General features: G+C 71.8%; 21 protein-coding genes and 1 pseudogene. 17 read left to right on the top strand and 5 right to left on the bottom strand.

Annotated features, from left to right (window positions below):
- Positions 1-39: 39 nt before the first annotated feature.
- Entirely contained in the window at positions 40-2,475 is a 2,436-nt protein-coding gene (locus ACFQUZ_RS18530; protein WP_377443739.1) for a M28 family peptidase, read from the bottom strand.
- Positions 2,476-2,754: 279 nt separating this feature from the next.
- Between ACFQUZ_RS18530 and ACFQUZ_RS18525 the strand changes: the two genes are divergently transcribed.
- From ACFQUZ_RS18525 to ACFQUZ_RS18510, 4 genes are read left to right on the top strand one after another with little or no spacing between them, the layout of a single operon-like run.
- Positions 2,755-3,960, top strand: a complete 1,206-nt coding sequence (locus ACFQUZ_RS18525) for a PP2C family protein-serine/threonine phosphatase (protein ID WP_377443765.1) — start codon at positions 2,755-2,757, stop codon at positions 3,958-3,960.
- A complete protein-coding gene (locus ACFQUZ_RS18520; RefSeq protein WP_377443738.1) occupies positions 3,957-5,714 on the top strand; it encodes an ATP-binding protein in 1,758 nt (585 codons plus the stop codon). Before ACFQUZ_RS18525 ends, ACFQUZ_RS18520 begins: the two co-directional genes overlap by 4 nt.
- Positions 5,711-6,163 carry a response regulator gene (locus tag ACFQUZ_RS18515; RefSeq protein ID WP_377443736.1) on the top strand — a complete coding sequence of 151 codons (453 nt, stop codon included), beginning with the start codon at positions 5,711-5,713 and terminating at the stop codon, positions 6,161-6,163. Before ACFQUZ_RS18520 ends, ACFQUZ_RS18515 begins: the two co-directional genes overlap by 4 nt.
- Entirely contained in the window at positions 6,156-6,974 is an 819-nt protein-coding gene (locus ACFQUZ_RS18510) for an inositol monophosphatase family protein (protein WP_377443734.1), read from the top strand. Before ACFQUZ_RS18515 ends, ACFQUZ_RS18510 begins: the two co-directional genes overlap by 8 nt.
- Positions 6,975-7,022: 48 nt before the next feature.
- On the opposite strand, the gene ACFQUZ_RS18505 is transcribed toward ACFQUZ_RS18510, so the two are convergent.
- Positions 7,023-7,871, bottom strand: a complete 849-nt coding sequence (locus ACFQUZ_RS18505; protein WP_377443732.1) for a helix-turn-helix transcriptional regulator — start codon at positions 7,869-7,871, stop codon at positions 7,023-7,025.
- 102 nt (positions 7,872-7,973) lie between these two features.
- On the opposite strand from ACFQUZ_RS18505, the gene ACFQUZ_RS18500 reads away from it, so the two are divergent.
- The 4 genes from ACFQUZ_RS18500 (at position 7,974) to ACFQUZ_RS18485 (ending at position 13,223) form a co-directional block, all read left to right on the top strand.
- Positions 7,974-8,696: an SDR family oxidoreductase gene (locus tag ACFQUZ_RS18500; RefSeq protein ID WP_377443730.1), complete on the top strand. Its 723-nt coding sequence runs from the start codon at positions 7,974-7,976 to the stop codon at positions 8,694-8,696.
- A gap of 145 nt (positions 8,697-8,841) precedes the next feature.
- Positions 8,842-9,879 carry a coiled-coil domain-containing protein gene (locus tag ACFQUZ_RS18495; protein ID WP_377443728.1) on the top strand — a complete coding sequence of 346 codons (1,038 nt, stop codon included), beginning with the start codon at positions 8,842-8,844 and terminating at the stop codon, positions 9,877-9,879.
- Between the two features lie 122 nt (positions 9,880-10,001).
- Positions 10,002-11,492, top strand: a complete 1,491-nt coding sequence (locus ACFQUZ_RS18490; protein WP_377443763.1) for a fused MFS/spermidine synthase — start codon at positions 10,002-10,004, stop codon at positions 11,490-11,492.
- Between the two features lie 63 nt (positions 11,493-11,555).
- Positions 11,556-13,223 carry a protein kinase gene (locus ACFQUZ_RS18485; RefSeq protein WP_377443726.1) on the top strand — a complete coding sequence of 556 codons (1,668 nt, stop codon included), beginning with the start codon at positions 11,556-11,558 and terminating at the stop codon, positions 13,221-13,223.
- Between the two features lie 9 nt (positions 13,224-13,232).
- Here the strand turns inward: ACFQUZ_RS18485 and ACFQUZ_RS18480 are convergent, their stop codons facing one another.
- A complete protein-coding gene (locus tag ACFQUZ_RS18480; RefSeq protein ID WP_377443724.1) occupies positions 13,233-13,910 on the bottom strand; it encodes a potassium channel family protein in 678 nt (225 codons plus the stop codon).
- A complete protein-coding gene (locus ACFQUZ_RS18475) occupies positions 13,900-15,255 on the bottom strand; it encodes a potassium transporter TrkG (protein ID WP_377443722.1) in 1,356 nt (451 codons plus the stop codon). The genes ACFQUZ_RS18480 and ACFQUZ_RS18475 overlap by 11 nt, the downstream gene beginning before the upstream one ends.
- 136 nt (positions 15,256-15,391) lie before the next feature.
- Between ACFQUZ_RS18475 and ACFQUZ_RS18470 the strand changes: the two are divergent.
- Positions 15,392-16,069 (top strand): annotated as a pseudogene (locus ACFQUZ_RS18470) (glycerophosphodiester phosphodiesterase family protein); the annotation flags it as partial.
- 22 nt (positions 16,070-16,091) lie between these two features.
- Here the strand turns inward: ACFQUZ_RS18470 and ACFQUZ_RS18465 are convergent.
- Positions 16,092-16,715 (bottom strand): TetR/AcrR family transcriptional regulator, encoded by a 624-nt coding sequence (locus tag ACFQUZ_RS18465; RefSeq protein ID WP_377443720.1) that lies wholly within the window; start codon positions 16,713-16,715, stop codon positions 16,092-16,094.
- 95 nt (positions 16,716-16,810) lie between these two features.
- On the opposite strand from ACFQUZ_RS18465, the gene ACFQUZ_RS18460 reads away from it, so the two are divergent.
- From ACFQUZ_RS18460 to ACFQUZ_RS18425, 8 genes are all read left to right on the top strand, one after another.
- The gene (locus ACFQUZ_RS18460) at positions 16,811-17,839 is read left to right on the top strand and encodes a hypothetical protein (protein ID WP_377443718.1); all 1,029 of its coding nucleotides are present in this window, start codon (positions 16,811-16,813) and stop codon (positions 17,837-17,839) included.
- Between the two features lie 93 nt (positions 17,840-17,932).
- Positions 17,933-18,274, top strand: a complete 342-nt coding sequence (locus ACFQUZ_RS18455; RefSeq protein ID WP_377443716.1) for a hypothetical protein — start codon at positions 17,933-17,935, stop codon at positions 18,272-18,274.
- A 283-nt stretch (positions 18,275-18,557) separates the two neighbouring features.
- Positions 18,558-19,628, top strand: a complete 1,071-nt coding sequence (locus ACFQUZ_RS18450; RefSeq protein WP_377443761.1) for a BMP family protein — start codon at positions 18,558-18,560, stop codon at positions 19,626-19,628.
- A 137-nt stretch (positions 19,629-19,765) separates the two neighbouring features.
- Positions 19,766-21,541: an ABC transporter ATP-binding protein gene (locus ACFQUZ_RS18445; protein WP_377443714.1), complete on the top strand. Its 1,776-nt coding sequence runs from the start codon at positions 19,766-19,768 to the stop codon at positions 21,539-21,541.
- Positions 21,538-22,866, top strand: a complete 1,329-nt coding sequence (locus ACFQUZ_RS18440; RefSeq protein WP_377443712.1) for an ABC transporter permease — start codon at positions 21,538-21,540, stop codon at positions 22,864-22,866. Before ACFQUZ_RS18445 ends, ACFQUZ_RS18440 begins: the two co-directional genes overlap by 4 nt.
- Before the next feature lie 65 nt (positions 22,867-22,931).
- Entirely contained in the window at positions 22,932-24,212 is a 1,281-nt protein-coding gene (locus ACFQUZ_RS18435; protein WP_377443711.1) for an ABC transporter permease, read from the top strand.
- A gap of 24 nt (positions 24,213-24,236) precedes the next feature.
- Entirely contained in the window at positions 24,237-24,959 is a 723-nt protein-coding gene (locus tag ACFQUZ_RS18430) for a cytidine deaminase (protein ID WP_377443709.1), read from the top strand.
- Positions 24,956-26,236, top strand: a complete 1,281-nt coding sequence (locus ACFQUZ_RS18425) for a thymidine phosphorylase (protein WP_377443707.1) — start codon at positions 24,956-24,958, stop codon at positions 26,234-26,236. Before ACFQUZ_RS18430 ends, ACFQUZ_RS18425 begins: the two co-directional genes overlap by 4 nt.
- The last annotated feature ends 48 nt before the right edge of the window (positions 26,237-26,284 follow it).

The raw sequence follows: 26,284 nt of genomic DNA, 5'->3' as shown, positions 1-26,284 counted from the left end.
GGGTGTGGGCGGGGGACCGGGGGTGTGGGGGTGTGGGGGCTACAGCGAGTAGGTGCGGGCCACCGCGAGCATCTCGGAGCTGTGCGAACCGGCCACACCGACGCCGGGCGGCCGGGGCCGGAAACCCGGCACCGCCGACAGGTCGTCGCTGGCGTCCATCGCGCGCAATTCGACTGCCCCGTCACGCGGACGGAGGACCAGTTCCACCTCCACCCCGTCGCCCGGCGGAGCGTGGAAGATCATCCCCCAGGACCACGGTCCCTCGTCGGAGGCACCGACCAGGCCGGGTGGGCCACCGGCCGGGCCGGTCTCCCCGGAATCCACGGCGACCGCCCGGATCGGCACCGGGCGACCGGCCACCGTGGCCCGGCTGACCGTCGCCGTCGACGCGGCGACGTGCAGCGACACCAGCCGTACCCCGGGGCGTTGCGGCCGGACCCGGACCCGCAGCGTCCGCTCGTCGCCGGCCCGGGTGTCGGCGAGCACCTCGACGGCCGGCGCCGGCAGCGGCGCCGCCTCGGCCGGCCCGCTGGACACTTCCTCGTCGCCGATCGCCGGGAAGTCGGCAAGCGGCTCTCGATCGTCGACGTACTGGTCGGTCCACGGCTGCGGGTCGGACTCCCGGCTGATCCAGCGTGCGGTGCCGGCGCCCGCGTCCAGCGCGTACATCAGGTGGGTGGGCGCGGGATGGGCGGCATCGAACCGGTCGACGGCGAGCCCTGCCCCGGCGAGGACCACCGTGGCCAGCCCGGCTGCCAGGCCGGGCGCGGCGCCCATTCGCCGGGCCCGCAGCGCGGCCATCCCCCGGTGGCCGCCCGCCCCGGGGAACAGCAGGTCGAGCACGGGCAGCGCGGACAGCCCGAGGAGCACGGCGAGCAGCGCGGCCACCCCGCCCATCGCCATCCCGAGCGCCGGGAACAGCAGCGCCACGGTCGGCACCAGGACGAGGATCCCGACCATCGCCGCGAGGACGCAGACGACCACGGGCCATGGCCCGGACGGCCGGGTGGCGAGGGCCACCAGGCCGGCGAGCGCGCCGGCCAGCGCCGGCAGGGTGACCAGGTACGAGCCGCCGGGCGTGACCGCGGCCAGCACCAGGCCGAGCGCGGCCAGCCAACCGAGCCCGCCGATCGCCAGCGCCGCCGGCCCGGTCCGTCGCCGGGTCAGCGCGTACCAGGTGAGCAGGACCGTGGCGGCCAGCGCCACCACGGCCAATCGATACCACAGTGGACGGTACGGGTCGAGCAGCTCCGCGTAGCCCGGCCGCAGCGCGGTGACCGCCCGCCAGAACAGGTACGCGGCGATCGGCGCCAGCACGATCGGGATCAGGGCGAGGGCGAACCCGGCGGCCAGCCGGGGCCAACTGGTCACGCCCCGGCGCCGGGCCAGGACGGCCAGCGCGCCGGCGGCGAGCAGCGCCAGCCCGGCCAGCGGCCAGGTCAACCAGCCCGGATAACGGACCAGCCCGCCCGGGACCGGGAAGTAGGTGGCGTCCCCGCCGGCGGTCAGTCGAGCCACGTCGGTGCCGCCGAACTCGCGGGCCAGGGCGAGCGCGTTGTCGCCGTGCGCCTGGAGGGTGGAGCGGTCCATCCGGGCCGGGGTGTCCAGCGGGGTGTGATAGATCGCCGCGCCGTCGATGTAAGCCGAGTTCAGCCCGACGAAGCCGCGCTGGACGAACGCGGTGAAGTCGGTGTCGTTGGGCAGCAGCCGGTAGATCTCCACCGCGAACGAGGTGCCGATCGGGTGCGGTGCCGCCCGGCCGTACGCCCGCACCAGCCGTTCGTTGCGGGCGGACGTCTCGAACATGATCGGCGGCCCGGTGCTGCCCCGGGCCTCCAGGTTGAGCACCACCCCACCGCCCTTGGCCAGCGGGTGGCCGGCGGCGAACCCGGACGCGCCGCACAGGCACGCCTCCTCGGCGTCGGTGAGCACGATCACGACGTCGTTGCGCGGCCGCGGCCCAGCGCTCAGCGCGCTCGCCACCTCCAGCAGCGCCGCGGTGCCCGCGGCGTCGTCGTTGCCCCCGAGACCCACCTGCACCGAGTCGTAGTGCGCGACCAGGAAGACGGTGCCGGTCGGTTGGGTTCCCGGTAGCCGGGCCACGACGTTGCGCACCCGGGCGAACGCGGCGCCGTGCTCACCGGTCTCCTGACCGGCCTCGGCGGCCACCGTGTCCTGCACCTCGGTCTCCAGGCCGGCGCGGCGCAGGTTGTCCACCAGATACTCGCGTACCCGGTCGTTGGCCGGGCTGCCGGCCACGTGCGTCTCCCGGCCGATGATCTCGACATGGGCGTACGCCCGCGCCGCGCTGAACTCCGCGGCCGGCGCCGCCGCGTCCCGGGGCGCCGGATTGCGCAGGTTGGCCAGGGCGGCGACGGCGACCGCGAGCAGGACCAGGATCGCCGCGGCGGCGGCCAAACCGCGGCGCCGGGGACGGGCCAGCGCCCGTTCGGCGGGACGGACCGGGGTCTGCACGGTTGCCTCCTGGTGGTGCGGCGGGGTGTCATCATGCAGGACGACCGGACCGGTCGAAAGCCCCGGATCTCGACGGCGGTCGCCCGTGTGCTGGTGACCCGCTCGGCCGTCGGGTGGCATGGCGGGCGGTGTTCACGGCCAGTAATGTTGTGTGGCCGGTGCCGCCTGATAGACGATCAGCGGGCTGACCGAGAAGGAGCCCGACATCAGTACCGAGCCTCCCCGCCCGATCCGGGGAGCCCGACGAGTGGAGGCGGCGAGTTGACCGGTTCATCCGTCGTGGCTCGGGGCTACCCGCACGGCGGGTTCGGCGGCAAGCCGGTCCTGCCGCCGGGGGAGCGGCTCCGGGTGCTGCTCGTGGAGGACGACGAGGGCGACGCCTTCCTGGTCGGTGAACTGCTCGCCGAGACCGGCGCCGCGATCGACCTGGTGGTCGCGACCAGCCTGAACCAGGCCCGGCAGCGGGTCGCCGGGGTGGACTGCGTGCTGCTCGACCTCGGCCTGCCGGACGCGCAGGGCCTGGACGGGCTGCGTCAGGTGCTGGTGATGGCCGACCGGGCCGCGGTCTGCGTCCTCACCGGCCGGTCCGACGAGCACCTCGGCGTCGCGGCGGTCGCCGAAGGAGCCCAGGACTACCTGGTCAAGGGCCAGGTCGACGGGGTGCTGCTGGCTCGCTCGTTGCGTTATGCCGTGGAGCGGAAACGGGCCGACGAGAACACCCGGCGACTGCGCGAGGTCGAGTTGCGCCAGGCCGAGTCGGCCCGGTTGGAACGCGGCCTGCTGCCGCAGCCGCTGATGGACACCGACCAGGTCAGCGTGCACACGTTCTACCGGCCCGGCCGGCACGCGGCGCTGATCGGCGGTGACTTCTTCGACGTGGTGCAGACCGCGCCGGACCGCGTCGACCTGATCGTGGGCGACGTGTGCGGGCACGGCGTGGACGAGGCCGCCCTCGGCGTCGAACTGCGGGTGGCCTGGCGGGCGCTGGTGCTGGCCCGGGTGCCGGACGACGAGGTGCTGCCGGCGCTGGAGCAGGTGCTGATGAGTGAGCGCCGGCTACAGGAGATCTTCGCGACGGTCGCCACCACCCGACTTGACCTGGTCGCCAACCGGGCCACCGTGCGGCTGGCCGGGCATCCGCCACCGCTGCTGCTCGCCGATGGCAAGGTCGCGCCGGTGCCGGCCCCGGGTGGCCTGCTGCTGGGCGTACGACCGCGCCGGCCGGTCGCGTACGAGCTTGACCTGGCCACCGAGAACTGGTCGTTGCTCATGTACACCGACGGGCTGATCGAGGGGCGGGTCGGCACCGGCGTGGACCGGCTGGACGTGCCGGGGTTGAGCGGACTGCTGGGCGAGCCGGCGACCGGGCGGGTCCCGCTCCCGGAACTGCCGGGATGGTTGGTGGGCCGGGCCGAGGAGATCAACGGCGGGCCGCTCGCCGACGACGTGGCCATGCTGCTGGTATGCCGGGGGAGGGGTCGATGAGCAGGGACACCGGGTGGTCGTTGCGCCGCCGGGTGGTGACGCTGTGTGTGACCGTCGGTCTGGTGCTCGCCGGGCTCGCGTTGGCCGAGGCGGTGGTCGCGGCGCAGAACAGGCAGGCCACCGAGCGGGTGCTGAACGTCACGGGCCCGCTCCGGGTGCAGGGCGAGATCCTGCTCAATGCTCTGGTGAACCAGGAAACGGGGGTCCGCGGCTTCGCCGTCACCGAGCAGGCCGACGAACTCGAACCCTACGAGGTGGGGCGGACCCAGGAGCGGGCGGCCGTCGACCAGCTGAACCGGCTGCTGGGGAACCAGCCCGCGGCCCGGGCCGAGCTGGCGGAGGTGGAGCGGCAGGCCGAGCAGTGGCGGCAGTCCGTGGCCGAACCGGTGATCGCGGCGACTCGGGCCGACGGGCGGGCGGCGGGGCAGGCCCTGCTCACCGACGCCACCCGGCAGCAGTTCGACGACCTGCGCGCCGCGATCGGCGACCTCCAGCAGTCGATCCTCGAACTCCGTCAGGAGAACGCCAGCAGGGTGGAGTCGACCGGCAACGTCCTGGTGGTGCTGCTGATCGTGGCGGCCGCGGTGGTGCTGGTGGCCGGCGTCGCGCTGTTGGTGTCGCTCAACCGGTTGGTGATCGGCCCGGTGACCGCGCTGGCCGGCCAGGTGCGCGAGGTGGCCACCGGGGACTATTCCCGGGTCATCGAGCGGGTGGGGCCACCGGAGGTGGCCGGGCTGGCGGGCGACGTGGAAGCCATGCGTCGCAAGATCGCCGCCGACCTGGCCGAGGTCCGTGACGCGCGGGCGAGCATCGAACAGGCAAACGAACAGTTGCAGAAGCAGGCCGAGGAACTGGTCCGCTCCAACCGGGACCTGGAGCAGTTCGCCTACGTCGCCTCGCACGACCTGCAGGAGCCGCTGCGCAAGGTGTCCAGCTTCTGCCAGCTGCTGCAACGCCGGTACGCCGGCCAGCTCGACGAACGGGCCGACCAGTACATCGCGTTCGCCGTGGACGGCGCGCAGCGGATGCAGCGGTTGATCAACGACCTGCTCGCCTTCTCCCGGATCGGCCGACTGACCAGTGGCTTCACCGAGGTCGACCTGAACAAGGTGATGGGTGACGTGGCGGGGCAGACGGAGGCCGCCCGCCAGTACACCGACGCGGAACTGACCTGGTCGGAGCTGCCAGTGGTGCGGGGCGAGGAGGCCCTGCTGACAAACCTGATCGCGAACCTGGTCAGCAACTCGGTGAAGTTCCGCAAACCGGACGTCCCTCCGAAGGTGCACGTTTCCGCCGAGCGGGTGGGCGACGAGTGGGAGATCACCTGCCGGGACAACGGCATCGGCATCGAACCGGAGTTCGCCGACAAGATTTTCGTGATCTTCCAGCGCCTGCACTCCAAGGATGCCTACCCCGGCACCGGGATCGGCCTGGCGATCGTCAAGAAGATCGTGGAGTATCACGGCGGTCGCGTCTGGGTCGACGCCGAGGTGACCGGCGGTAGCGCCATCCGGTTCACCCTGCCGGTGCTCACGGACGCAGCGGAACGGACGGGCGGCGAGGGCCCGGATCCCGCGGCGGGCACCGACGACGAGGCCGGCGCGGGTACGGCCGGCGCCGCGGTCGATGGCGATGGCGATGGCGGCGGCACCCAGCCCGGCGACGGTGTGGGCGCGACCACGAGTGACGGGATCCAGCGGCCCGGGACGGGCCCGGCAGGGGAAACTGGTGGGATGAAGGAGACGGTGGCATGACCGCACCCGCGGACGGCAAGAGCCCGATCGAGGTGCTCCTCGTCGAGGACGACCCCGGTGACGTCCTGATGACGCAGGAGGCGTTCGAGGAGCACAAGCTGCGCAACCGGCTCACGGTCGTCTCGGACGGCGACGAGGCGCTCGCGTACCTGCGCCGTGAGGGTCGGTTCGCCGACGCCGCCGCCCCCGACCTCATCCTGCTGGACCTGAACCTGCCCCGCCGGGACGGCCGGGAGGTGCTCGCCGAGATCAAGAGAGACGAGCAGCTCCGGCAGATCCCGGTCGTGGTGCTCACCACGTCCCAGGCGGACGAGGACATCCTGCGCAGCTACCAACTGCACGCGAACGCGTACGTGACGAAGCCCGTCGACTTCGAACGGTTCATCGCGGTGGTCCGGCAGATCGACGAGTTCTTCGTCAGCGTGGTCAAGCTGCCGCCACGTGGCTGAGGTACCGCTCGACGAGGTCGGCGCGCTGTTGCGGGAGGCCGCTGACAGCGTGGTCCTGCCGATGTTCCGGCAGCTCGACGATGCCGATATCACGGAGAAGGCACCGGGAGAAGTGGTCACCGTCGCCGACCGGGAGGCGGAGACGCTCATCGCCGATCGGCTGCGGGAGTTGCTGCCCGGGTCGGTGGTGGTCGGCGAGGAAGCCGTCGCCGAGCAACCGGAACTGCTCGGGCACCTGGTCGGCCCCGGCGAGGTGTGGCTTGTCGATCCGGTCGACGGGACCGCCAACTTCGCCGCCGGGCGGCGGCCGTTCGCCCTGATGGTGTCCTTGCAACGGGCCGGCGAGCTGGTGGCGAGCTGGATCCTCGACCCGCTGGCGGACGAGCTGGCCGTGGCCGCGTCCGGCGTACCGACCCGGCTGAACGGACAGCCGGTGACGTCCTTCGACGGCCCGGCCCCCGACGGGCACCCGCTGGCCGAGCTGCGGGGCACGGCGATGACCCGGTTCCTGCCGGCCGACCTGCGTGCCGAGGTGACGGCCGGCGGTCGGCACGTCGGTGAGCTGCTTGGCGGCCAGCACTGCGCCGGCCGGGAATACCTCGACCTGCTCACCGGGCGGCACCAGTTCATCCTCTTCTGGCGCACCCTGCCCTGGGATCACGCACCCGGGGTGCTGCTGGCCCGTCAGGCGGGCGGGGTGGCCCGGCGATTCGACGGCACCGACTACCACCCGGCCGACGACCGGCGCGGATTGCTGATCGCCGCGAACGAGCGGATCTGGCGGGACGTGCGGGACGCCCTGCTCCCCTGAGCCGCCTGGCGCGGCGGCCGTTGGCGCGCGCGCTGGTGTCGCGCTGAGTCAGGGCGGTAAGTGCATCTGCCGGGGACTCGCCACCAGCGTGGACAGCAGCCGCAGCGCGTCCGCCGACCGGCTGCCCGGCGTGGCGGTATGCAGCATCAGCCGCTGGCCGTGTTCGGGCAGCTCCAGCACCTCGCGGGTCAGGTGCACCGCCCCCACCGCCGGGTGGACGAACCGCTGCGGGGTCGCCACGCTCGGCACGCACACCTGGTGGCGTCGCCACAGCCGGTGGAACTCCGGGACGTCGGAGAGCGTCGTCAGCAATTCGCTGATCACCGGATCGTCCGGATACCGGATCGTCGCGGCACGCAGATCCGCCACGCATTCGGCGGCGAACGCCACGACGTGCGGATCGGTGAAATCGGCCGGTGGACTGCCGAGAAAACACCGCCAGGCCAGATTCCGCTCGTCCGGTGCCCAGTCGTCCGGATCGCCGAGCACCACCGCCGCGAGCGGGTTCCAGGCGAGCAGCTCGTAGCGCGCGTCGATGACGTACGCCGGGGTGTCGGTGAGCAGATCGAGCAGGTGCCGGATGCCGGTCGGCACCTCACCGGTGGGCCGATTCGGCGGCTCGGGCGGCTCGCCAGCCAACCGGAACAGGTGGGCCCGCTCGTTCGGATGGAGCCGCAGCGCCCGGCCCAGCGCGCCCAGGACCTGCCGGGACGGTCGTGGCGCCCGGGCCTGCTCAAGCCGGTTGTAGTAGTCCACGGAGATACCGGCCAGCTGGGCGACCTCCTCCCGACGCAGGCCGGGGGTGCGGCGCCGGGAGCCGACCGGCAGGCCGACATCGGCCGGCCGTACCTGGGCCCGACGATCGCGCAGGAACGCGGCGAGCTGGTCACGGTGCACGGGGCAATCATCGCTCGGCGGTATGCCGGCCAGCCAGGGACCGCCGGTCCCTGGTTGACGGGTGCCTTCCCCGGCGCCGCGCCGCGCCGCACGGTGGTCGGCATGGACGAACGGATCGCCCTCGTCACGGGGGCAAACAGGGGCATCGGGTACGCGATCGCGCGCGGACTGGCCGTCGCCGGCTTCCAGGTGCTGGTCGGGGCCCGGTCAACGGAACCGGGTCGGGCCGCGGTCGAGAAGCTGGTGGCCGACGGGCACCAGGCCACGTACCTGCCGCTCGACGTCGCCGACGAGGAGTCGGTGGCCGCCGCGGCGGCCGAGGTGCACCGCTCGTACGGCCGGCTGGACGCCCTGGTCAACAACGCGGCGATCTGGCTGGACGCGGCGCCGACGCCGAGCGCGACCCCGCTGGACGTGCTGCGGCGCACCTACGAGACGAACGTGTTCGCAGTGGTGGCGGTGACAAACGCCTTCTTGCCGCTGCTGCGCCGCTCCCCGGCCGGTCGGATCGTCAACCTTTCCAGTGAGTTGGGTTCGCTGGGTCGCATCACCGACCCGGCGTCGGACTACCACCGCAGCGCCTTCCTGGCCTACAACACCTCGAAGACCGCGGTGAACGCGGTGACGGTGGCGTACGCGAACGAGCTGTGGGACACCCCGATCAAGGTGAACGCCGCCGATCCGGGTGCCTGCGCGACCGACATGAACGCCGAGGGGCACCGATCGCCGGAGCAGGGTGCGGCCACGCCGGTCCGGCTGGCCAGCCTGCCGGCCGACGGCCCGAGCGGCGGATTCTTCTTCGACGATGTCCCGCAGCCGTGGTGAGACTGTGACGGGCGGTACTGAAGTGGCTCGTGGGGCACCATTGGCGCGTACCCTCCGGTAGGCTGTCCGGCGGCCTCCACCCGCCGTGCCGGCGCATGGGGGTCGCCGCCACGGCGGGTCGCCGCCGATCGGGGGAGGCGGCCCGATGGAGGGGACGACACTTGTGAGAGGGACGGCGGCCGTACCCGGACTGCGCCTGATCCTGGTCGTGGTGTTGACCGCCGCGCTCGGCGTGGTCGGCACACCCGCGTTCGCCGAGCCGGGGTCAAGCCCCGGCGACGAGGGCGACAGCAAGAAGCTGCGGGTCGTCCTGGAGGCAGCCGCGAAGGGGCACGTGGAGGCGCAGGCCAAGCTGGACGCGTCGGCCAAGCGCCAGCGCCAGCTCGCCGCCGACCTGGGCCAGGTGGAACAGCGGCTGAGTCTGGTCACCGTGTCGGCCGGGGCGGTGGCGTCCCGGTCGTACCAGGTGGGTCGGCTGGGCCCGGTGGACGTGATGATGGGCAGCGCGAACCCGGACGAGTTCCTGGAGCGCGCCCGCCAACTGGAAATGCTCGCCCAGCGGGACAACGAGCAGCTCCGGGAGCTGGCCCAGGCCCGTGCGGACGTCGCGGCCGCCAAGGCCGCCATCGACAACGAGGTACGCGAGCAGCAGCGGCAGGTCGCGGTGCTCGCCCAGAAGAAGCGGGACGCCGAGCGGGCGCTCGCCGAGGTGGGTGGCCAGACTTCCGGTGGCTTCGTCAGCGCCAGTTCCCGGGCGGCCAAGCCCGCGCCACGCAACTCCGACGGATCCTGGCCGAGTGAGTCATGCTCCGTCGACGATCCCACCACCTCCGGCTGCATCACCCCACGGACCCTGCACGCGTACCAGCAGGCGCGGGGGGCTGGCTTCACCCGGCACACCTCCTGCTTCCGCAGCGGCGGTGGCGGTGAACACCCCAAGGGCCGGGCCTGCGACTTCTCGGCCGCCGCGGGTGGCTTCGAGAACCGCAGCGCCACCGGCGGGGACAAGTCGTACGGGGACCGGCTCGCCGCCTTCTACGTCAAGAACGCCAGCCGGCTCGGCGTGCTCTACGTGATCTGGTATCGGCAGATCTGGATGCCCGGCACCGGCTGGCGGGCATACAGCGGTGGCGGCAGTCCGGCGGCCGATCACACGAACCACGTTCATCTCTCGATGATCTAGCCCTTCCCGGCGTCGGGCTGCGTAGCATCGCAGCGGTGAACCCTGCACCCGACGAGGCGATCGAGCCGCACGCCGCGAAGTCCGCCGCCTCCGCGACGGCGGAGCCACCGCGGCCGGAGGTCCTGCCGAACGAACTCGCCGCCGCCCTGGTGTTCCTCTCCAGCGGTGCCGTGCTGGTCCTGGAACTGGCGGCGTTGCGCCTCGTCGGCCCATACCTGGGCGTCACACTCCAGGTCACCAGCTCGGTGATCGGGGTGGCACTGGCCGCCATCGCGTACGGGGCGTGGCTTGGCGGCCGGCTGGCCGACCGGCTGGATCCGCGTCCGCTGCTCGCTCCGGCGTTCATCCTGGCCGGCATCGCCACGGCGGTCACCCTGCCGATCGTCCGGTACGCGGGGGAGGTGCTCCGCGGCGGCGCCGTCGCGGCCATCCTGCTGCTCGCCGCGCTGGCCGTGTTCGTCCCCGCGGTGCTGCTGTCGGCGGTGACCCCGCTCGTGGTCAAGCTCCAGCTCGGCGATCTGCGGCGAACCGGTCAGGTGGTGGGCAAGCTGTCCAGCATCGGCACGCTGGGCGGCATCACCGCCACCCTGGGTACCGGCTTCGTGCTGGTGGCCGCGCTGTCGACGACAGCCATCCTGATCAGCCTCGCGGCGCTACTCGGGCTCACCGGCCTGGCGCTCGCCGGATACCTGCGGCACCGGTCCCGCACCGAGCTGCCGGGCCAGCCCCGGGCGCGGGCGGTGGCGGCGGTGGTCGGGCTCCTCGGCGCGACGCTCACCGGGGTCGCGCCGACGCCCTGCGACGTGGAGACCGCGTACCACTGCGCGCGGGTGGAGACCGATCCGACCCGGCCATCCGGGCGCACGCTGGTGCTCAACTCCGCCCAGCACTCGTACGTCGACCTGGCCGATCCGCGGCACCTGGAGTTCGCGTACACGAAGTGGTTCGGTGCGGTGGCCGACGCGCAGGCCCCGCCCGGCCGCCGGCTGGACGCCGTACACCTGGGCGGGGGTGGGTTCACCATGCCGCGGTATCTCACCGCCACCCGGCCGGGGACCAGCAACACGGTGTTCGAGATCGACGGTGGGCTGGTGGAGCTGGACCGGCGTGAACTCGGCGTACGCGCCGGGCCGGACCTCACGGTCGGCGTCGGCGATGCCCGGATGTTGCTCGGCCGACATCCGACGGCGAGCGCGGACCTGGTGGTCGGGGACGCGTTCGGTCACCTTGTGGTGCCCTGGCACCTGGCCACCCGGGAGATGGTCGCGGAGATCCGGCGGGTCCTCCGGTCCGACGGCGTGTACGTGCAGAACGTGATCGACTATCCGCCGGCCCGGTTCGTCCGGGCCGAGTTGGCCACCGTGGGGGCGGAGTTTCCGCATCTGGCCCTGATCGCCCCGCCGGCGGCCGTGGCCGGCCAGGAGGGGGCCAACTTCGTGATCGTCGCGTCGATGGTCCCGCTGCCCCTCGTCGAACTGCGGGAGCGGCTCGGCGAGCCGGGCATTCAACCGGTCTCCCTGCTCACCGGCGATGAACTCCGGTCGTTCGTGGCTGACGCCCGGATCCTCACCGACGAGTACGCGCCGGTCGACCAGCTCCTGGCCGGAACGTGACGATCGGGCAACAACCCGCCCCGGCACGATTATTTTGCGTGCTGTCGGGCAACTACCTGGTTCATGGGTTCTGGGAAGCCGAACACGCGACTCCTGGGTGACCGCTACCGGCTCGTCGAGCGTCTCGGCGCCGGCGGGATGTCGGTGGTCTGGCGCGGCTACGACGAGGTGCTGGGCCGGCAGGTGGCGGTCAAGGTGCTGGCGCCGCAGCTTGCCACCGACCGGGCGTTCCGGCACCGGATACGGATGGAGGCCAAGGCCGCGGCGCGGCTGTGCCACCCGCACATCACGAACGTGTACGACTACGGCGAGTCCGTCGAGGGCGACGCCACCCTGCCGTACGTGGTGATGGAGCTGGTGGACGGTGAGCCGCTGTCCGCCCGATTGGCCCGTGGCGGGTCGCTGCCCTGGCGGGAGGCGGTGGCCGTCTGCGCGGAGGTGGCCGGCGCGCTGGCCACCGCGCACGCCCGTGGCATCGTCCACCGGGACGTGACACCCGGAAACGTCATGCTCACCCGCGGTGGCGTGAAGGTCGTGGACTTCGGCATCTCGGCGCTGGTCGGGGAGCGGGAGTCGGAGCCGGGTGGCCAGCTGCTCGGCACACCCGCCTACCTGGCACCCGAGCGGCTCGACGAGGGCAAGGTCAGCGCTGCCGCCGACGTGTACGCCCTGGGGCTGCTGCTCTACCGGAGCCTGACCGGCCGGCTGCCGTGGCCGGCCCGGACCAAGACCGAGCTGGTCCGGGCTCACCTGTTCCTGGATCCGGAGCCGCTGCCGGCCATTCCCGACCTGCCCGACGAGGTGGCCGCCATGTGCGAGCGGTGCCTCGTGAAGGACCCGGGCGGCCGGCCGGACAGCGCCGACCTGGCCCGCGTGCTGGCCGACGCGATCGGCGTCGCGGCCGTGCTGCCGGTCTCCCCGGCTCCGGTGGGGACGTCTCCCGACGCCGACCCCGACGTGCTGGCCAGCGCCGGCACCACGATCCTGCCGTCGTCCGTGGCCACCGACGCCCTCGGGTACGCGCGATCGACGAACACCCGTCGGGCGGCTCGGCGGCGCACCCTGGTGACCGCCGCGGTCGCGGCCGGGCTGGTCGGCAGCACCGGCGCGGTGTGGGCGGTCACCTCCCGTACCCCGGCCGGTGGTGCGGACCGCGCGGTGGCGGCCATGGCCGCCGAATCTCGCGATCCGGCCTGCCGGGTCGACTACGCCCTACGTGCGGACACCGGCACGAGCTTCGACGCCGCGTTGACCGTCACCAACACCGGCGCGGAGCCTGCCGCGGACTGGCGATTGACCTTCGCGTTCCCCGCCGATCAGCGGCTCACCGGGGGCGGACCGGCGGCCCTGGAGCAACACGGCAGGCAGGTGACGGTGCGGCCGACGTCCGGTTCCGCGTTGCCGGCGAACGGCTCCGCGGCCGTGCGGCTCACCGGCGCTTACGGCGCCGGCGGGAATCCGCTCCCGGTCACCTTCCACCTGGGCGACGAGACCTGCGAGGTGCGGCTCTCCGGGGTGGCCGGCGCACCGAGTGTCGCGCCTTCGACCGCCGGGATTGGGGGGACGGCCGCCGGATCGGGGAAGTCGGGCGGTGGGTCCGGCCAGGACGGGACGGCGGCCAAGAAGCCGACCAAGCCAGCCAAGGCAACCAAGCCCAAGGCGCCCAAGGAACCGAAGGCGCCCAAGCCCGCCAAAGCGGATCGCGACGATGACGACGACGATGACGACTGAGCCGGCCGGTCAGTCGGTGACGGAGAAACGCTGCACCTGATCGATGGAGCCCTCCACGATCAGCGTGCCGTCCGGCGGGATCACCACCTCTGGTCGGGCGTACTCGAACCGGTCGTCGCTGGTGTGCACCCCGACGATGGCCACCCCCTGCCGGTCGTCGTCCGGAATCTCGTCGATCCGCCGCCCCACGAGCCGGGCCGGCGTCCGCGTCTTGGCGACCGCGAAGTCGGTGCCGAACTCCGCGTAGTCCAGCAGCCGGCTGACGATCAGATGGGCGATCCGCTCACCCATCTCGGCCTCGGGGAACAACACCCGTCGGGCACCCACCGCGGTAAGGATCCGGGCGTGCTTAGCCGAGGTGGCACGGGCCCAGATGTCGGTCACGCCGAGTTCCTGGAGCGCGATCACGGTGAGTACGCTGGCGTCCAGCGACCTGCCGATGGCCACCACCACGCGGTCGAATTCGGGTAGCCCGAGTTGGCGCAGCGCCGCCTCGTCCGTGCCGTCGGCCTGCACCACCTGGGTGAGCTGGGAGGACCAGTGCTGCACCCGACGTTGGTCGATGTCGATGGCGAGCACGCCGTGCCGGAGCCGGCTCAACGACTCGGCCACCTGCCCGCCGAACCGGCCCAATCCGATGACCGCCACGTCCCGGCTCTCCGGACCGTGGCCCCGCCTAGCCGACAAGGGGACGCTCCTCCGGATAGCGGTAGAGCCGGTGCCGGGTGCGCAGGGCCAGCGCGCTGGCGGCCCCGATCGTCCCGACCCGGCCCAGGAACACCAGCACCGCCAGCAGGTACTGGGCCGCCGTGCCGAACCCGGCGACATTGGCGGTGTTGAGCCCCGCGGTGGACCAGGCGGCGGTCACCTCGAACAGCGCCCGGTAGAACCGGAAACCCGGCTCCAACCAGGCCAGGACGAGGGTGCTGAGGGCCACCACGCCGATGCCCAGCAGCGCGACCGTGAGCGCCTGTCGTTGGGCGGCCGGGGCGATCCGGCGCCGACCGATCACCACGTCCGGCTCCCCCCGGATCTCGGCCCAGATCACGTAGGCGAGCAGGAAGAAGGTGGTCACCTTGATGCCGCCGGCGGTGCTGGCGCTGCCGCCGCCGACGAACATGAGCGCTGAGACGATGGCGTCCGTGGTGTCCCGCATCTCGGCATAGCTGACCGTGGCGAGCCCGCCGGAGCGTGGGATGGTGCCCTGCACGAAGCCGGCGAGCAGCTTGTCCGGCACCGCCAGCGGGCCGAGAGTGTCCGGATTGTTCCACTCGCCGGTAACGACCGAGACGAATCCGACGGCGAGCAGGATGAGGGAGCCGCCCACGGTGAGCCGGGTGTGCACCGACCAGGTCTCGGGGTGGGTGAGATGGTGGCGTAACTCGGTAAGCACCGGGAAGCCGAGCGAGCCAGCGATCACCCCGATGGTCGGTGGCAGGCACATCCAGGCGTCGGCCACGAAGGGTGACCAGCCCCCGGGGAGCGTGCTGAACCCGCTGTTGTTGAAGGACTGGATGGCGTGGAACACCCCGTCCCACAACGCCGCGCCGAAGGCGACGTCGTAGTGCAGCCACAGCCGGCCGGTGAGCAACACCGCGACCGCCGCCTCCCAGCAGATCATCGTCACAGTGATCCGGAGCAGAGCGCGGCGGGCGTTGCCGAAGCCGATGCCTACCGACTCGGCCTGCAGGACCAGCCGGTTGCGCAGACCCAGCCGGCGGGACGCGGTGAGCAGCAGCAACAGCGCCGACGCCATGATGCCGATGCCGCCGATCTGGGTGAGCGCGGCGATCACCACGTGTCCGGGAGTCGACCAGTACGACCCCGTGTCGACCAGGTCGTACCCAGCCGTGCAGGCCGCCGAGGTGGCGGCGGTGAGCGCCACCACCAACGGAGCGCCGGAGCCGGGCTCGGCCGTGGCGAAGGGCAGCATGAGCAGCCCGGTGCCCAGCGCGATCAGTCCGGCGAGAGCCAGCGGGACGAGCCGCACCGGGTGCCGGAGAAAGCTCGCGCGTACGTCCCGCAGCCCCATCCTGGCTTGCATACCACCCGGCCTTCACGGCCACCCGGCACTTGCCGGACATTCATCCGCCGGTCAGTCGCGTACCGGTCGGTCGTCGCTTCGCCCGGTTTGGAGACGTACCCTCGGCGTCCTTGGACTGGCCGGGATGTTGCTGGCCGGCGTCGTGTCCGTGCCCACCGCGCCGGCGGTGGCCCGCGGCGACGATGACCGGGACCGGGCCCGTGGCGACCGGCCGATCGTGATCGCCCATCGGGGCGCGAGCGGCTACCGGCCGGAGCACACGCTTGCGGCGTACCGGCTGGCGATCCGGATGGGTGCCGACTACATCGAGCCGGACCTGGTATCGACCCGGGACGGTGTGCTTGTCGCCCGGCACGAGAACGAGATCTCCGGCACCACCGACGTGGCGACCCGGCCCGAGTTCGCCGGCCGTAAGGTGACGAAGACCATCGATGGCGTCGCGGTCACCGGCTGGTTCACCGAGGATTCACCCTGGCGGAGCTGAAGACGCTGCAGGCGAAGGAGCGGCTGCCGCAGGTGCGGCCGACCAACGCCGCCTTCGACGGACAGTTCGAGGTCCCGACCCTCCAGGAGGTCATCGATCTGGCCCGGACCGAGGGCCGGGCGCGCGGGCGCACCATCGGCATCTACCCGGAGACCAAGCACCCCAGCTACTTCCAGTCGATTGGCCTGCCCCTGGAAGAGCCGCTGGTGGCGGTGCTCCGGCGCAACGGTCTGACCGGCAGGAAGGACCCGGTCATCATCCAGTCCTTCGAGACGGCCAACCTGCGTCGGTTGAACCGGATGATCGACGTCCCGCTGGGACGCCGGGCGTCAGTCGCCGGTCAGGCGGTCGCGGACCTGTCGGGTCCCGGCTCCCGCAGGCCGAGCAGCGTCCGGACCCCGGCGAGGAACGTCGCCGAGTCGGGGGAGCCGGTCAGGACGCGTTGCAAGACGTACCCGGGCACCAGGGCGTACAACGCCGCGCCGACCGCCTCCGGGTCGGCGTCTGGTGGCAATTCACCGTTGCGCTGCGCCAGTTGGGCGAGCGTCACGAAACGAGCGCGGAATTCCGAGTACATCCGGGCCACGAACTTGCCGAGTTCCGGATCGCGCAGCGCCTCGCCCCAGACCTGGATGGCGATCCGGGTCGCCCCGTCGGGTCCGGTCTGGGCATCGACGAACTTCCACGTCTCGGTCAGCGCCTCGTTCAGGGTCGGCGGCGGCCGGCGGCCGGCGAGGTCGTCGAACAACGTTCCGGCGCCTCCGACCGCCTCCTCCGCGATCGAGGTGATCAGCTCGTTCTTGCTCCGGAAGTAGCGGTAGACCGCGCCGACGGAGAGCCCCGCCTCGGTGATCACGTCCTGCATCGAGGTGTTGTGGAAGCCGTCCCGCAGGAAGCAGGTGCGGGCGGCGGCGAGGATCTGCCGTCGTCGGGCCTCGAGGTGTTGTGCGGAGACGCGTGGCACGACCCACATTTTAGAACGAACGCTCGTTCTTGACCGGTTGCCAGGGCCGGTGTCACGCTCACATAAAAGAATGAGCGTTCGTTTTAGGAGGAACCATGAGCGCACCGACCCGGGACCGCCCGTCGGGGGAGTCGACGACCGATCGAGCGCCGACGCGCCGGGTGCCCCCGCCCGCCACGGTCGCCATGCTGATCGCGGTCGCCGTGGTGACGCTGCAGGCGCTGCTGGTGCCGTTGTTCTCGGCACCCGCCGCCAACGTGGCCCCGCGCGACCTGCCGGTGGTCGTCGCCGGTCCGCCGGCCGCCGCCGACGGCCTGCGGGACCGCCTCGCCGCCGCCCAGCCCGGAGCCTTCGAGATCAGTACGGTGCCGGACGCCGAAGCGGCCGACCGTGCGTTGCGCGATCGCGAGGCGTACGCCGCGTTCGTGCTCGGTCCGGACGGTCTCGCACTGCACACCGCCAGCGGCGCCAGCCCGACGGTGGCCGCACTGCTCACCCAGGCGGCCGGTCAGATCTCCGCCGGGGGCGGGCAGCCGGTCCGGGTGCGTGACGTGGTGGCCGGCGGACCGGACGACCCGCGCGGCGGTGGATTCGCCGCCGGATTCCTCCCGCTCGTGCTGACCAGCATGCTCGCCGGCGTCGGCCTGGTGCTGGCGGTCCGGTCCCGGGCCGGCCGGCTGCTCGGCCTGCTCGGCTACGGCCTACTCGCCGGCCTGGCCGCCACCGCCGTGTTGCAGGGCTGGCTCGGGGTGCTGGACGGCGACTACCCGCGCAACGCCGCGGCCGTGGGGTTGGTCGCGTTGGCCGCCGCGGCCACCGTCACCGGGCTCGGCGCGTTGCTCGGCCGGCCCGGCGTCGCGTTGGCGGCACTGTTGCTCTTCGTGGTCGGCAACCCGCTGTCCGCGGTAGCCGCGGCACCGGAACTGCTACCCCAGCCGTGGGGGGAGATCGGCCAGTGGCTACCCGCCGGCGCCGGGGGAACCCTGGTCCGGTCCGCCGCCTTCTTCGATGGCGCCGGTGCTGGCCCGGCCGTCTGGATCCTGGTCGGCTACGCCACCGTCGGCCTCGTCCTCACCGTTGTCGCTCGCCCGACCAGGCTCGGGACGGCGACCCCGAACCGCTGATGGGATGACTCGGCGGCGATGGTGGGTTGATGTTCCAGCCGATCGGGTGACCCCTCCCGACGCGGGTGAGGCAGGTGGGGCAGGATGTGTGATGTGGAAGCTCTCCGACTCGTCCTGCTCTACCTGCACCTGATCGGGTTCGCGCTGCTGTTCGGCGGCGCAGTCGCGCAGTACGTCACCGGTCGGCTGCGGGTCAATCCCGCCATGCTCTGGGGCGCCGGCCTCGCGGTGCTGGCCGGCCTTGGTCTGGCCGCCCCGCTCCGGGACGGTGACGAACCGGCCCCCGCGAAGCTGGCCACCAAGCTGATCATCGGCCTGATGATCTTTGTGATGGTGTTCTTCTCCCGAAAGCGCGAGACGGTCAACCGTGGGCACTTCCTGGCGATCATCGGGTTGACGCTTGTCAACGTCGCGGTGGCGGTGTTCTGGCGCTGACCCGATCCCGACCGGCCCCGGTTTCTCGGTGACTCCCAAAACGGACGTTCAGGAGCGCAGGTCGCAGGCCACCGAACCGGAACGTGACATCCCCCACCCGGGGTGTCACATGAGGGTAACGGGCGTCCAACAGTCCTGCACGATTGTCGCCGGTCGGACGGCGCGCGCGTACGCTCCCGTCCGTAACGTGAGCGCCGGTCGCCGCCGTGGGCGGCCGGTCCAGGGCTGCCACCGCGCGGCGGTGTGCATTGGGAAGGAGACCGTCTTGCGCACTGCGCGTGGGATGCGGGTCGTATCGGTGATCGCGGTTGGCGCGCTGGCGTTGACCGCCGCCGCCTGTGGCGAGGCGCCGCAGGACGACCAGGCCGGCGGCGATGCCGCCGCCAAGGAGTACAACGCCTGCATGGTGACCGACGTCGGCGGCATCGACGACAAGTCGTTCAATGCCTCTGCCTGGGCGGGCCTCAAGGCCGCCGAGGAGGAGAACAAGAACATCAAGGCCAAGTACGTCGCGTCGAAGGCCGAGGCGGACTACGAGCCGAACCTCACCCAGTACGTCAACCAGAAGTGCGACTTCATCCTGTCGGTGGGTGGCCTGATGGGCCCGGCCACCTCCAAGATTGCTAAGGCGAACCCGGATCAGCAGTTCGGCATCGTCGACTCCACCGTGCCGGAGCAGAACGTCTTCCCGATGGAGTTCGACACCGCGCAGGCCGCGTTCCTGGCCGGCTACCTGGCCGCGGGCATGTCCAAGACCAAGCAGGTCGGCACGTACGGCGGCATGAAGATCCCGCCGGTGACCATCTTCATGGACGGTTTCGTCGACGGCGTCGCGCACTACAACCAGGCCAAGGGCACCAAGGTGCAGGCGCTGGGCTGGGACAAGGCCGCACAGAACGGCTCCTTCACCAACGACTTCGTGAAGCAGGACGAGGGCAAGAAGATCAGCGACTCGCTGGTCGCCCAGGGTGCCGACATCATCATGCCGGTCGCTGGTGGCGCTGGCCTCGGCACCACCGCCGCCGCCCAGGCGTCCAACGGCAAGTACAGCGCCATCTGGGTGGACGCCGACGGGTGCGAGAGCACGCCGAACTGCCCTGCCTTGATCACCACAGTGGTGAAGAACATCAAGGACGCTGTCAAGGAGGCCGTGATCAAGGCGGCCAACGACGGCAAGCTCGCCCAGAGCGACGGCCTGATCGGCACGCTGGAGAACAACGGCGTGTCCCTGGCGCCGTTCCACGAGTTCGACAGCAAGGTTCCGGCCGAGTTGAAGGCCGAGATCGAGGCCCTCAAGGCGGACATCGTGTCGGGGAAGGTCACCGTCACCTCCCCGGCCCAACCAAAGAAGTAAGCTCCAGGCGCTAGCCGGCCACCCGCGATGAGACCATCGCGGGTGGCCGGCGGTCCATCCGAGGACTGGCGCTGGCGGAGAACTCATCCGTGGCGTACGGCCGCCGGACCGTACCTCGCTAAGCCGCACCGTCGCCCGTGGCCGGCAGCCGGTGGCCCGTACCTCAGGAGGTTGCGCTGAGACTCGAACTGCGCGGCATCACCAAGCGCTTCGGTGACCTGGTCGCCAACGACCAGATCGACCTGACGGTGGAGCCGGGGGAGATCCACGCGCTGCTCGGCGAGAACGGCGCCGGCAAGTCGACCCTGATGAACGTCCTGTACGGGCTGCTGCAACCCGACGAGGGCGAGATCCTGGTGGACGGCCAACCGTTGCGGATCAAGGGACCGGGCGACGCGATCGCCGCCGGGATCGGGATGGTGCACCAGCACTTCATGCTCGTCCCGGTGTTCACCGTGACCGAGAACGTGATGCTCGGAGCGGAGAAGACCCGTACCCCGCTGCTCGGCGTCCTGGACAAGCGACGGGCCCGTCGGGAGGTGGCGGAGGTCTCGGCCCGCTACAACCTGCGGGTGGACCCGGACGCCGTGATCGAGGACCTGCCGGTCGGCGTGCAGCAGCGGGTCGAGATCGTCAAGGCGCTCACCCGCGACGTGGACCTGCTCATCCTGGACGAGCCGACCGCCGTGCTCACACCGCAGGAGACCCAGGAACTGCTCGCGGTCATGCGGTCGCTCAAGGCGGCCGGAAAGTCGATCGTCTTCATCACGCACAAGCTCAAGGAGGTCAAGGCGATCGCGGACCGGATCACCGTGATCCGGCGCGGTCGTACGGTGGCCACCGCCCAACCGACCGACAGCGAGGACGAACTGGCGGCGCTGATGGTGGGCCGGTCGGTTCTCCTGCGGGTGGACAAGGAGCCGGCCACCCCCGGCGAGCCGGTGCTGACCGTCGAGGGTCTGGTGGCCGACGACGACCGCGGCCACCGGGCGGTCGACGGTGTCGACCTGACCGTCCGGGCCGGTGAGGTGCTGGGCATCGCGGGCGTGCAGGGCAACGGGCAGACCGAACTGGTCGAGGCCATCATGGGCTTGCGCCCCATGCTCGCCGGCACGGTCACCCTCGCCGGGGAGCGGATCGACGGCTGGCCGACCAAGCGGGTGCTGCGCGCCGGGGTCGGCTACGTCCCCGAGGACCGCAGCGTCGACGGCGTGGTGAAGGAGTTCAGCGTCGCCGAGAACCTGGTCCTCGACATGTACGACCAGCCGCCGTTCGGCGTCGGCCTGGCGCTGCGTCCGGCGGAGATCAACCGGTCGGCCCGGGAGCGGATCGAGCAGTTCGACATCCGCACCCGGTCGGCCGAGGCGCCGGTGAGCACCCTGTCCGGCGGCAACCAGCAAAAGGTGATCGTGGCGCGGGAACTGTCCCGGCCGCTCAAACTGTTCGTCGCCGCGCAGCCCACGCGGGGCGTGGACGTCGGGTCGATCGAGTTCATCCACCGCCGGATCATCCACGAGCGGGAGGTGGGGACGGCCGTCCTGGTGGTCTCCAGCGAACTGGACGAGGTGATCGGCCTGGCCGACCGGCTGGCGGTGATGTATCGCGGCCGGATCCTGGCGATCGTCGATCCGGACACGCCGCGGGAGGAGATCGGGCTGCTGATGGCCGGCGTCGTCCCCGAGTCGCTCGCCGACCGGACCACGGCGGGCGTGGTCGGTGCCACCGGAACCGACGCTTCCACCGCTGAGTCCACCCCGGCCCCCGGCGAACCGGCTGCCGACGCGCCCGACGATTCGGCTGCGGTCGTCCCCACCGACGAGTCCGCCGCCGCCCCCGACGAGTCCGCTGCCGACGCCGCCGGCCGCACCGATCGGCCGGCCGCCGACACGTCAGTAACCGAGGAAGAGTCATGACCGAGCCCAGCTCTTCGTCCCCGGACAAGGAGCCAGCGACCGAACCGGAGACCGCGAAGGCCGCCGCGCACGCCACATCGGCCGCCGACGCGGATACGGCGGGAGAGCCGTCCTTCACCCACCGGTTCCTGCAGCACCTGTGGGCGGCAAACACGGTGATGGTGACCGTGTTCGCCCTGGTACTGGCGACGCTGATCGGCGCCGTGCTGATCGTCATCTCGGACCCCGAGGTGCTGGCCACGTACGGGTACCTGACGGCTCGCCCGTCGGACGCCGCGAACGCGACCTGGTCGGTCGTCAGCGACGCCTACGCCAACCTGTTCAAGGGCGCGATCTTCGACCCGGCGTCGGTGTCCGGCTGGCTGGCCGGCGAGACCGGCTGGCGAACGGTCTTCCAGCCGATCTCGGAGACGCTCACCTACGCCACTCCGTTGATCCTCACCGGCCTCGCCGTGGCGCTCGCCTTCCGCGGCGGTCTGTTCAACATCGGCGCGCAGGGTCAGGCCATCATCGGCGTGGTGCTCGCCGGGCTGGTGGGTTTCCTGCTGCCGCTGCCGCCGGTGCTGCACCTCCTCGTGGCCGTGCTGGCCGGTGCGCTCGGCGGTGCCGCCTGGGGCTTCCTGCCCGGCTTCCTCAAGGCCCGCACGGGGGCCCACGAGGTGATCAACACGATCATGCTGAACTACGTCGCGACCTACTTCCTCGCCTGGATCATCGTGCAGGGTGGCGTCCAGGACCCCAACCGCAGCGACGCGATCAGCAAGCCGGTCCTGGAGACCGCCCAACTCCCGAGGCTGCTCGGCGGTGACCTGCGGGTGCACGTCGGCATCCTGCTCGCGGTGCTGGCCACCTGGGGGGTGGCCTGGCTGCTCGACCGCTCCACCTTCGGCTTCGAGCTGCGTGCCGTGGGCGCCAATCCGGACGCGGCCCGGACCGCCGGCATCAGCGTCACCCGCACGTACGTGCTGCTGATGGTGATTTCGGGTGGGCTGGCCGGGCTGGGCGGCGCCAACATGGTGGTCGGCACCACGGCGAGCGCGCTGACCCCGCTGGTGATCGCGCAGATCGGCTTCGACGGGATCCTGGTGGCCCTGCTCGGGCGGGTCAAGCCCTGGGGGGTCGCCCTGGCCGGGCTGCTGTTCGGGGCGCTGCAGGCGGGTGGCAACCGGATGCAGTCGTACGCCGGTATCTCGCTGGAGCTGGTCACGGTGCTGCAGGCGGTGATCGTCATCTTCATCGCGGCCCCGGCGCTGGTGAAGGCGGTCTTCCGGCTGCGTGCGGCCCGGGCTGCGCGGTTGCAGACCAGTCTCGCGAAGGGCTGGTGAGTCGGATGACGCGAAGCGGTCAGCTCCGGCAGGCGTCCCGCGCGGTCTCGAATGGAGAGTGCTAAATGTCCACGGTGGCTGTGGAGGACGTCGCGGTAGCGCCGGTCGACCAGGGTTACTGGACGCGGTGCCGCAAGGCGGGCGCCGGTCTCACCGCGGCCGGTGTGCTGGCGGCGGCGGTCTTCGGCCCGTTGGCGACCGACGAACGGGCCCGGTTCACGCTCAGCGAGGATGCCGGTGGCGCCGCCCTGTCGATCAACGGCACGCTCGGCGCGGTGCTGTTCGGCGTGCTCGCGGTCGCGGCGGGCGTCGCGTTGTTCCTGGTCGGCACCCGGCGCTGGCTCGTCCCACTGCTCGTCCTCGGCATCGGCATGGTGGTGCTGTCCTTCCTGTGCTGGCAGGTGTCGGCCGCGCCGGCCGGGCAGAACTTCATGCCGATGGTGAACATCGTGCGCGGTACCTTCATCCTGGCCCTGCCGTTGATCTTCGGGGCGCTGGCCGGATTGCTCTGCGAGCGGTCCGGCGTGGTGAACGTGGCCATCGAGGGCCAACTGCTGATGGGCGCCTTCTCCGCGGCGCTGTTCGGCAGCATCAGCCAGAACATGTGGGTGGGCCTGCTGGCCGGTGCCGTCGGCGGCTCCCTCATCTCGGTGCTGCTCGCCGTCTTCGCCATCCGTTACCTGGTCGACCAGGTGGTGATCGGCGTGGTTCTCAACCTGCTGGCGCTCGGCCTCACCGGCTTCCTGTACGAGCGGCTGATGCAGACCGAGGCGCAGCGGTACAACAGCGCCCCGCACTTCCCGGCCTGGGAGATCCCGCTGCTGTCCGACATCCCGGTGATCGGGCCCGCGCTGTTCCGCGGCAATATCTTCCTCTACGTCGGGCTGCTGCTGGTCCTGGTGATCCACCTGGCGTTGTTCCGCACCCGGTGGGGGTTGCGCACCCGGTCGGTCGGCGAGCATCCGACGGCAGCGGACACCCTCGGCGTGAAGGTGCTGGCGTTGCGCTACCGCAATGTCACCCTCGCCGGGATGGTGGCCGGGATCGGCGGGGCGTCGTACACCCTGGCGGCCTTCACGTTCAGCAAGAACATGATCGGCGGCAAGGGCTTCATCGCGCTGGCCGCCCTGATCTTCGGCCGGTGGAGCCCGACCGGCGCGCTGCTGGCGGCGCTGTTCTTCGGCTTCGCCGATCAGCTCAGCACCTACCTGAGCCTGATCAACAGCGTGATACCGAGCCAGTTCCTGGCCATGCTGCCGTACCTCGCGACGATCCTGGCGGTGGCCGGACTGGTCGGCAGGGTGCGCGCGCCGGCTGCCGACGGCAAGCCCTACATCAAGGGCTGACCAGCGGCGATGCAGGATGGAACAGTGAACGACCACGACATCGACTGGGACCGGCTGCGGGCGGCGGCCACCGAGGCCATGCGGCACGCGTACGTCCCGTACTCGAAATTCCCGGTGGGCGCCGCCGGCCTGGTCGACGACGGCCGGGTGGTGGTCGGCTGCAACGTGGAGAATGCGGCGTACGGCGTGGTGCTCTGCGCCGAATGCGGCGTGGTGTCCTCGCTGCACGTCACCGGCGGTGGTCGGCTGCGCGCGCTGTCCTGCGTCGACGCCACCGGCGAGCCGCTGATGCCGTGCGGCCGGTGCCGGCAGTTGCTGTGGGAGAACGGCGGCCCGGACTGCCTGGTGGAGGGCAAGACGGGCCCGCTGACCATGCGGGAGTTGTTGCCGCACGCGTTCGACAACGAGGACCTCACCGCGATCACGGGAGAGACCGAGGTCCCGGAGGTGCCGCGGCGGCTGGCGGCCTGGCGCGGGCGTGGCACGGTCTTCGTGCATCCGGACGTCGCGTCCGGCCGACAGGTGTGGACCGGCTACTGGGACAAGTCCGCCGGCACCGGTGCCGACGCGGAGACCGGGGTGCTGGAGGAGGGGCCCACCTGGGACGGCGCGGAGGTGGCGGTGGACTGGGGTCTGGCGCGTACCCCCCGGGTGGTCGTGGTGGACGCCGGAGGAGCCATGTTCTGGGCCGGTGAGGGCGACCCGCCGGCCGAGATCCCGAACCGCTGGGAGAGTGAGGATCAGTGACCGGGTTCGCCGCGGTGGACGTCATTCGCGCCAAGCGGGACGGCGGGGTGCTCAGCGACGCCCAGATCGACTGGGTGGTCTCGGCGTACACCCGGGGCGACGTGGCCGACGAGCAGATGGCGGCGCTGGCCATGGCGATCCTGCTGCGCGGCATGACCGGGCCGGAGATCGCCCGGTGGACCGCCGCCATGATCGCTAGTGGGGAGCGCCTCGACCTGTCCGCGGTGCCCCGCCCGACCGTCGACAAGCACTCCACCGGCGGGGTGGGGGACAAGATCACCTTGCCGTTGACCCCCCTGGTCGCGGCCTGCGGCGCGGCCGTACCGCAGCTCTCCGGGCGCGGCCTCGGGCACACCGGCGGCACGCTGGACAAGCTGGAGGCCATTCCGGGCTGGCGGGCGACGCTCAGCAACCGGGAGTTCCTCACCCAGTTGGCTGAGGTCGGCGCGGTGGTCTGCGCCGCGGGCGCCGAACTGGCCCCGGCCGACCGCAAGTTGTACGCGCTGCGGGACGTCACGGGGACGGTCGAGGCGATCCCGTTGATCGCCAGCTCGATCATGAGCAAGAAGATCGCGGAGGGTACCGGGGCACTGGTGCTGGACGTCAAGGTCGGTTCGGGCGCCTTCATGAAGTCCGCCGACGATGCCCGGGAACTGGCCCGCACCATGGTGGAGTTGGGCGGCGCGCACGGCGTCCGGACCGTCGCCCTGCTCACCGACATGTCCACCCCGCTCGGACTTGCGGTGGGCAACGCCGTCGAGGTGGCCGAGTCGGTCGAGGTGCTGGCCGGCGGGGGCCCGGCGGACGTGGTGGAGCTGACGCTGGCGCTCGCCCGGGAGATGCTCGGCGCGGTCGGGCTGGGCGACGTCGACCCGGCCGAGGCGCTCAAGGACGGCCGGGCCATGGACAGCTGGCGGGCCATGGTACGGGCGCAGGGCGGCGATCCCGAGGCGTCCCTGCCGGCCGCCGCCGAGACCGAGGTGGTGCGGGCCGAATCGGACGGCTACGTGACAGGCGTCGACGCGTACGGCGTCGGCCTCGCCGCCTGGCGGCTCGGCGCCGGCCGGGCACGCAAGGAGGACCCGGTCAGCGCAGCCGCCGGGGTGGTGCTGCACCGCAGGCCGGGTGACCCGGTCCGGGCCGGAGATGTGCTGTACGAGCTGCGCGCCGACGACGCGGCCCGGATTCCGGCCGCCGCGGCGGACGCGGCCGGTGCGGTGACGGTCGCGGCGACGCCGCCGGCGGCCACACCGCTGGTCCTTGAGCGCATCGGCTGACGGCCGGCGGAAGTGTTAAGAAGGTGCCCTTCCTCTACGGTATGGGAT

This window comes from Plantactinospora sp. GCM10030261, assembly GCF_042666615.1.
Lineage (GTDB): Bacteria > Actinomycetota > Actinomycetes > Mycobacteriales > Micromonosporaceae > KBS50.
The sequence above is the reverse complement of the archived record's forward strand: the minus strand, read 5'-3'. Positions and strand labels throughout refer to the sequence as shown.

Bases quoted from the DNA above. Each gene is read 5' to 3' on its own strand.
- ACFQUZ_RS18520 (WP_377443738.1), top strand. From the start codon at position 3,957: ATGAGCAGGGACACCGGGTGGTCGTTGCGCCGCCGGGTGGTGACGCTG.
- ACFQUZ_RS18515 (WP_377443736.1), top strand. From the start codon at position 5,711: ATGACCGCACCCGCGGACGGCAAGAGCCCGATCGAGGTGCTCCTCGTC.
- ACFQUZ_RS18500 (WP_377443730.1), top strand. From the start codon at position 7,974: ATGGACGAACGGATCGCCCTCGTCACGGGGGCAAACAGGGGCATCGGG.
- ACFQUZ_RS18495 (WP_377443728.1), top strand. From the start codon at position 8,842: ATGGAGGGGACGACACTTGTGAGAGGGACGGCGGCCGTACCCGGACTG.
- ACFQUZ_RS18485 (WP_377443726.1), top strand. From the start codon at position 11,556: ATGGGTTCTGGGAAGCCGAACACGCGACTCCTGGGTGACCGCTACCGG.
- ACFQUZ_RS18475 (WP_377443722.1), bottom strand. From the start codon at position 15,255: ATGGGGCTGCGGGACGTACGCGCGAGCTTTCTCCGGCACCCGGTGCGG.
- ACFQUZ_RS18460 (WP_377443718.1), top strand. From the start codon at position 16,811: ATGAGCGCACCGACCCGGGACCGCCCGTCGGGGGAGTCGACGACCGAT.
- ACFQUZ_RS18450 (WP_377443761.1), top strand. From the start codon at position 18,558: ATGCGGGTCGTATCGGTGATCGCGGTTGGCGCGCTGGCGTTGACCGCC.
- ACFQUZ_RS18440 (WP_377443712.1), top strand. From the start codon at position 21,538: ATGACCGAGCCCAGCTCTTCGTCCCCGGACAAGGAGCCAGCGACCGAA.
- ACFQUZ_RS18435 (WP_377443711.1), top strand. From the start codon at position 22,932: ATGTCCACGGTGGCTGTGGAGGACGTCGCGGTAGCGCCGGTCGACCAG.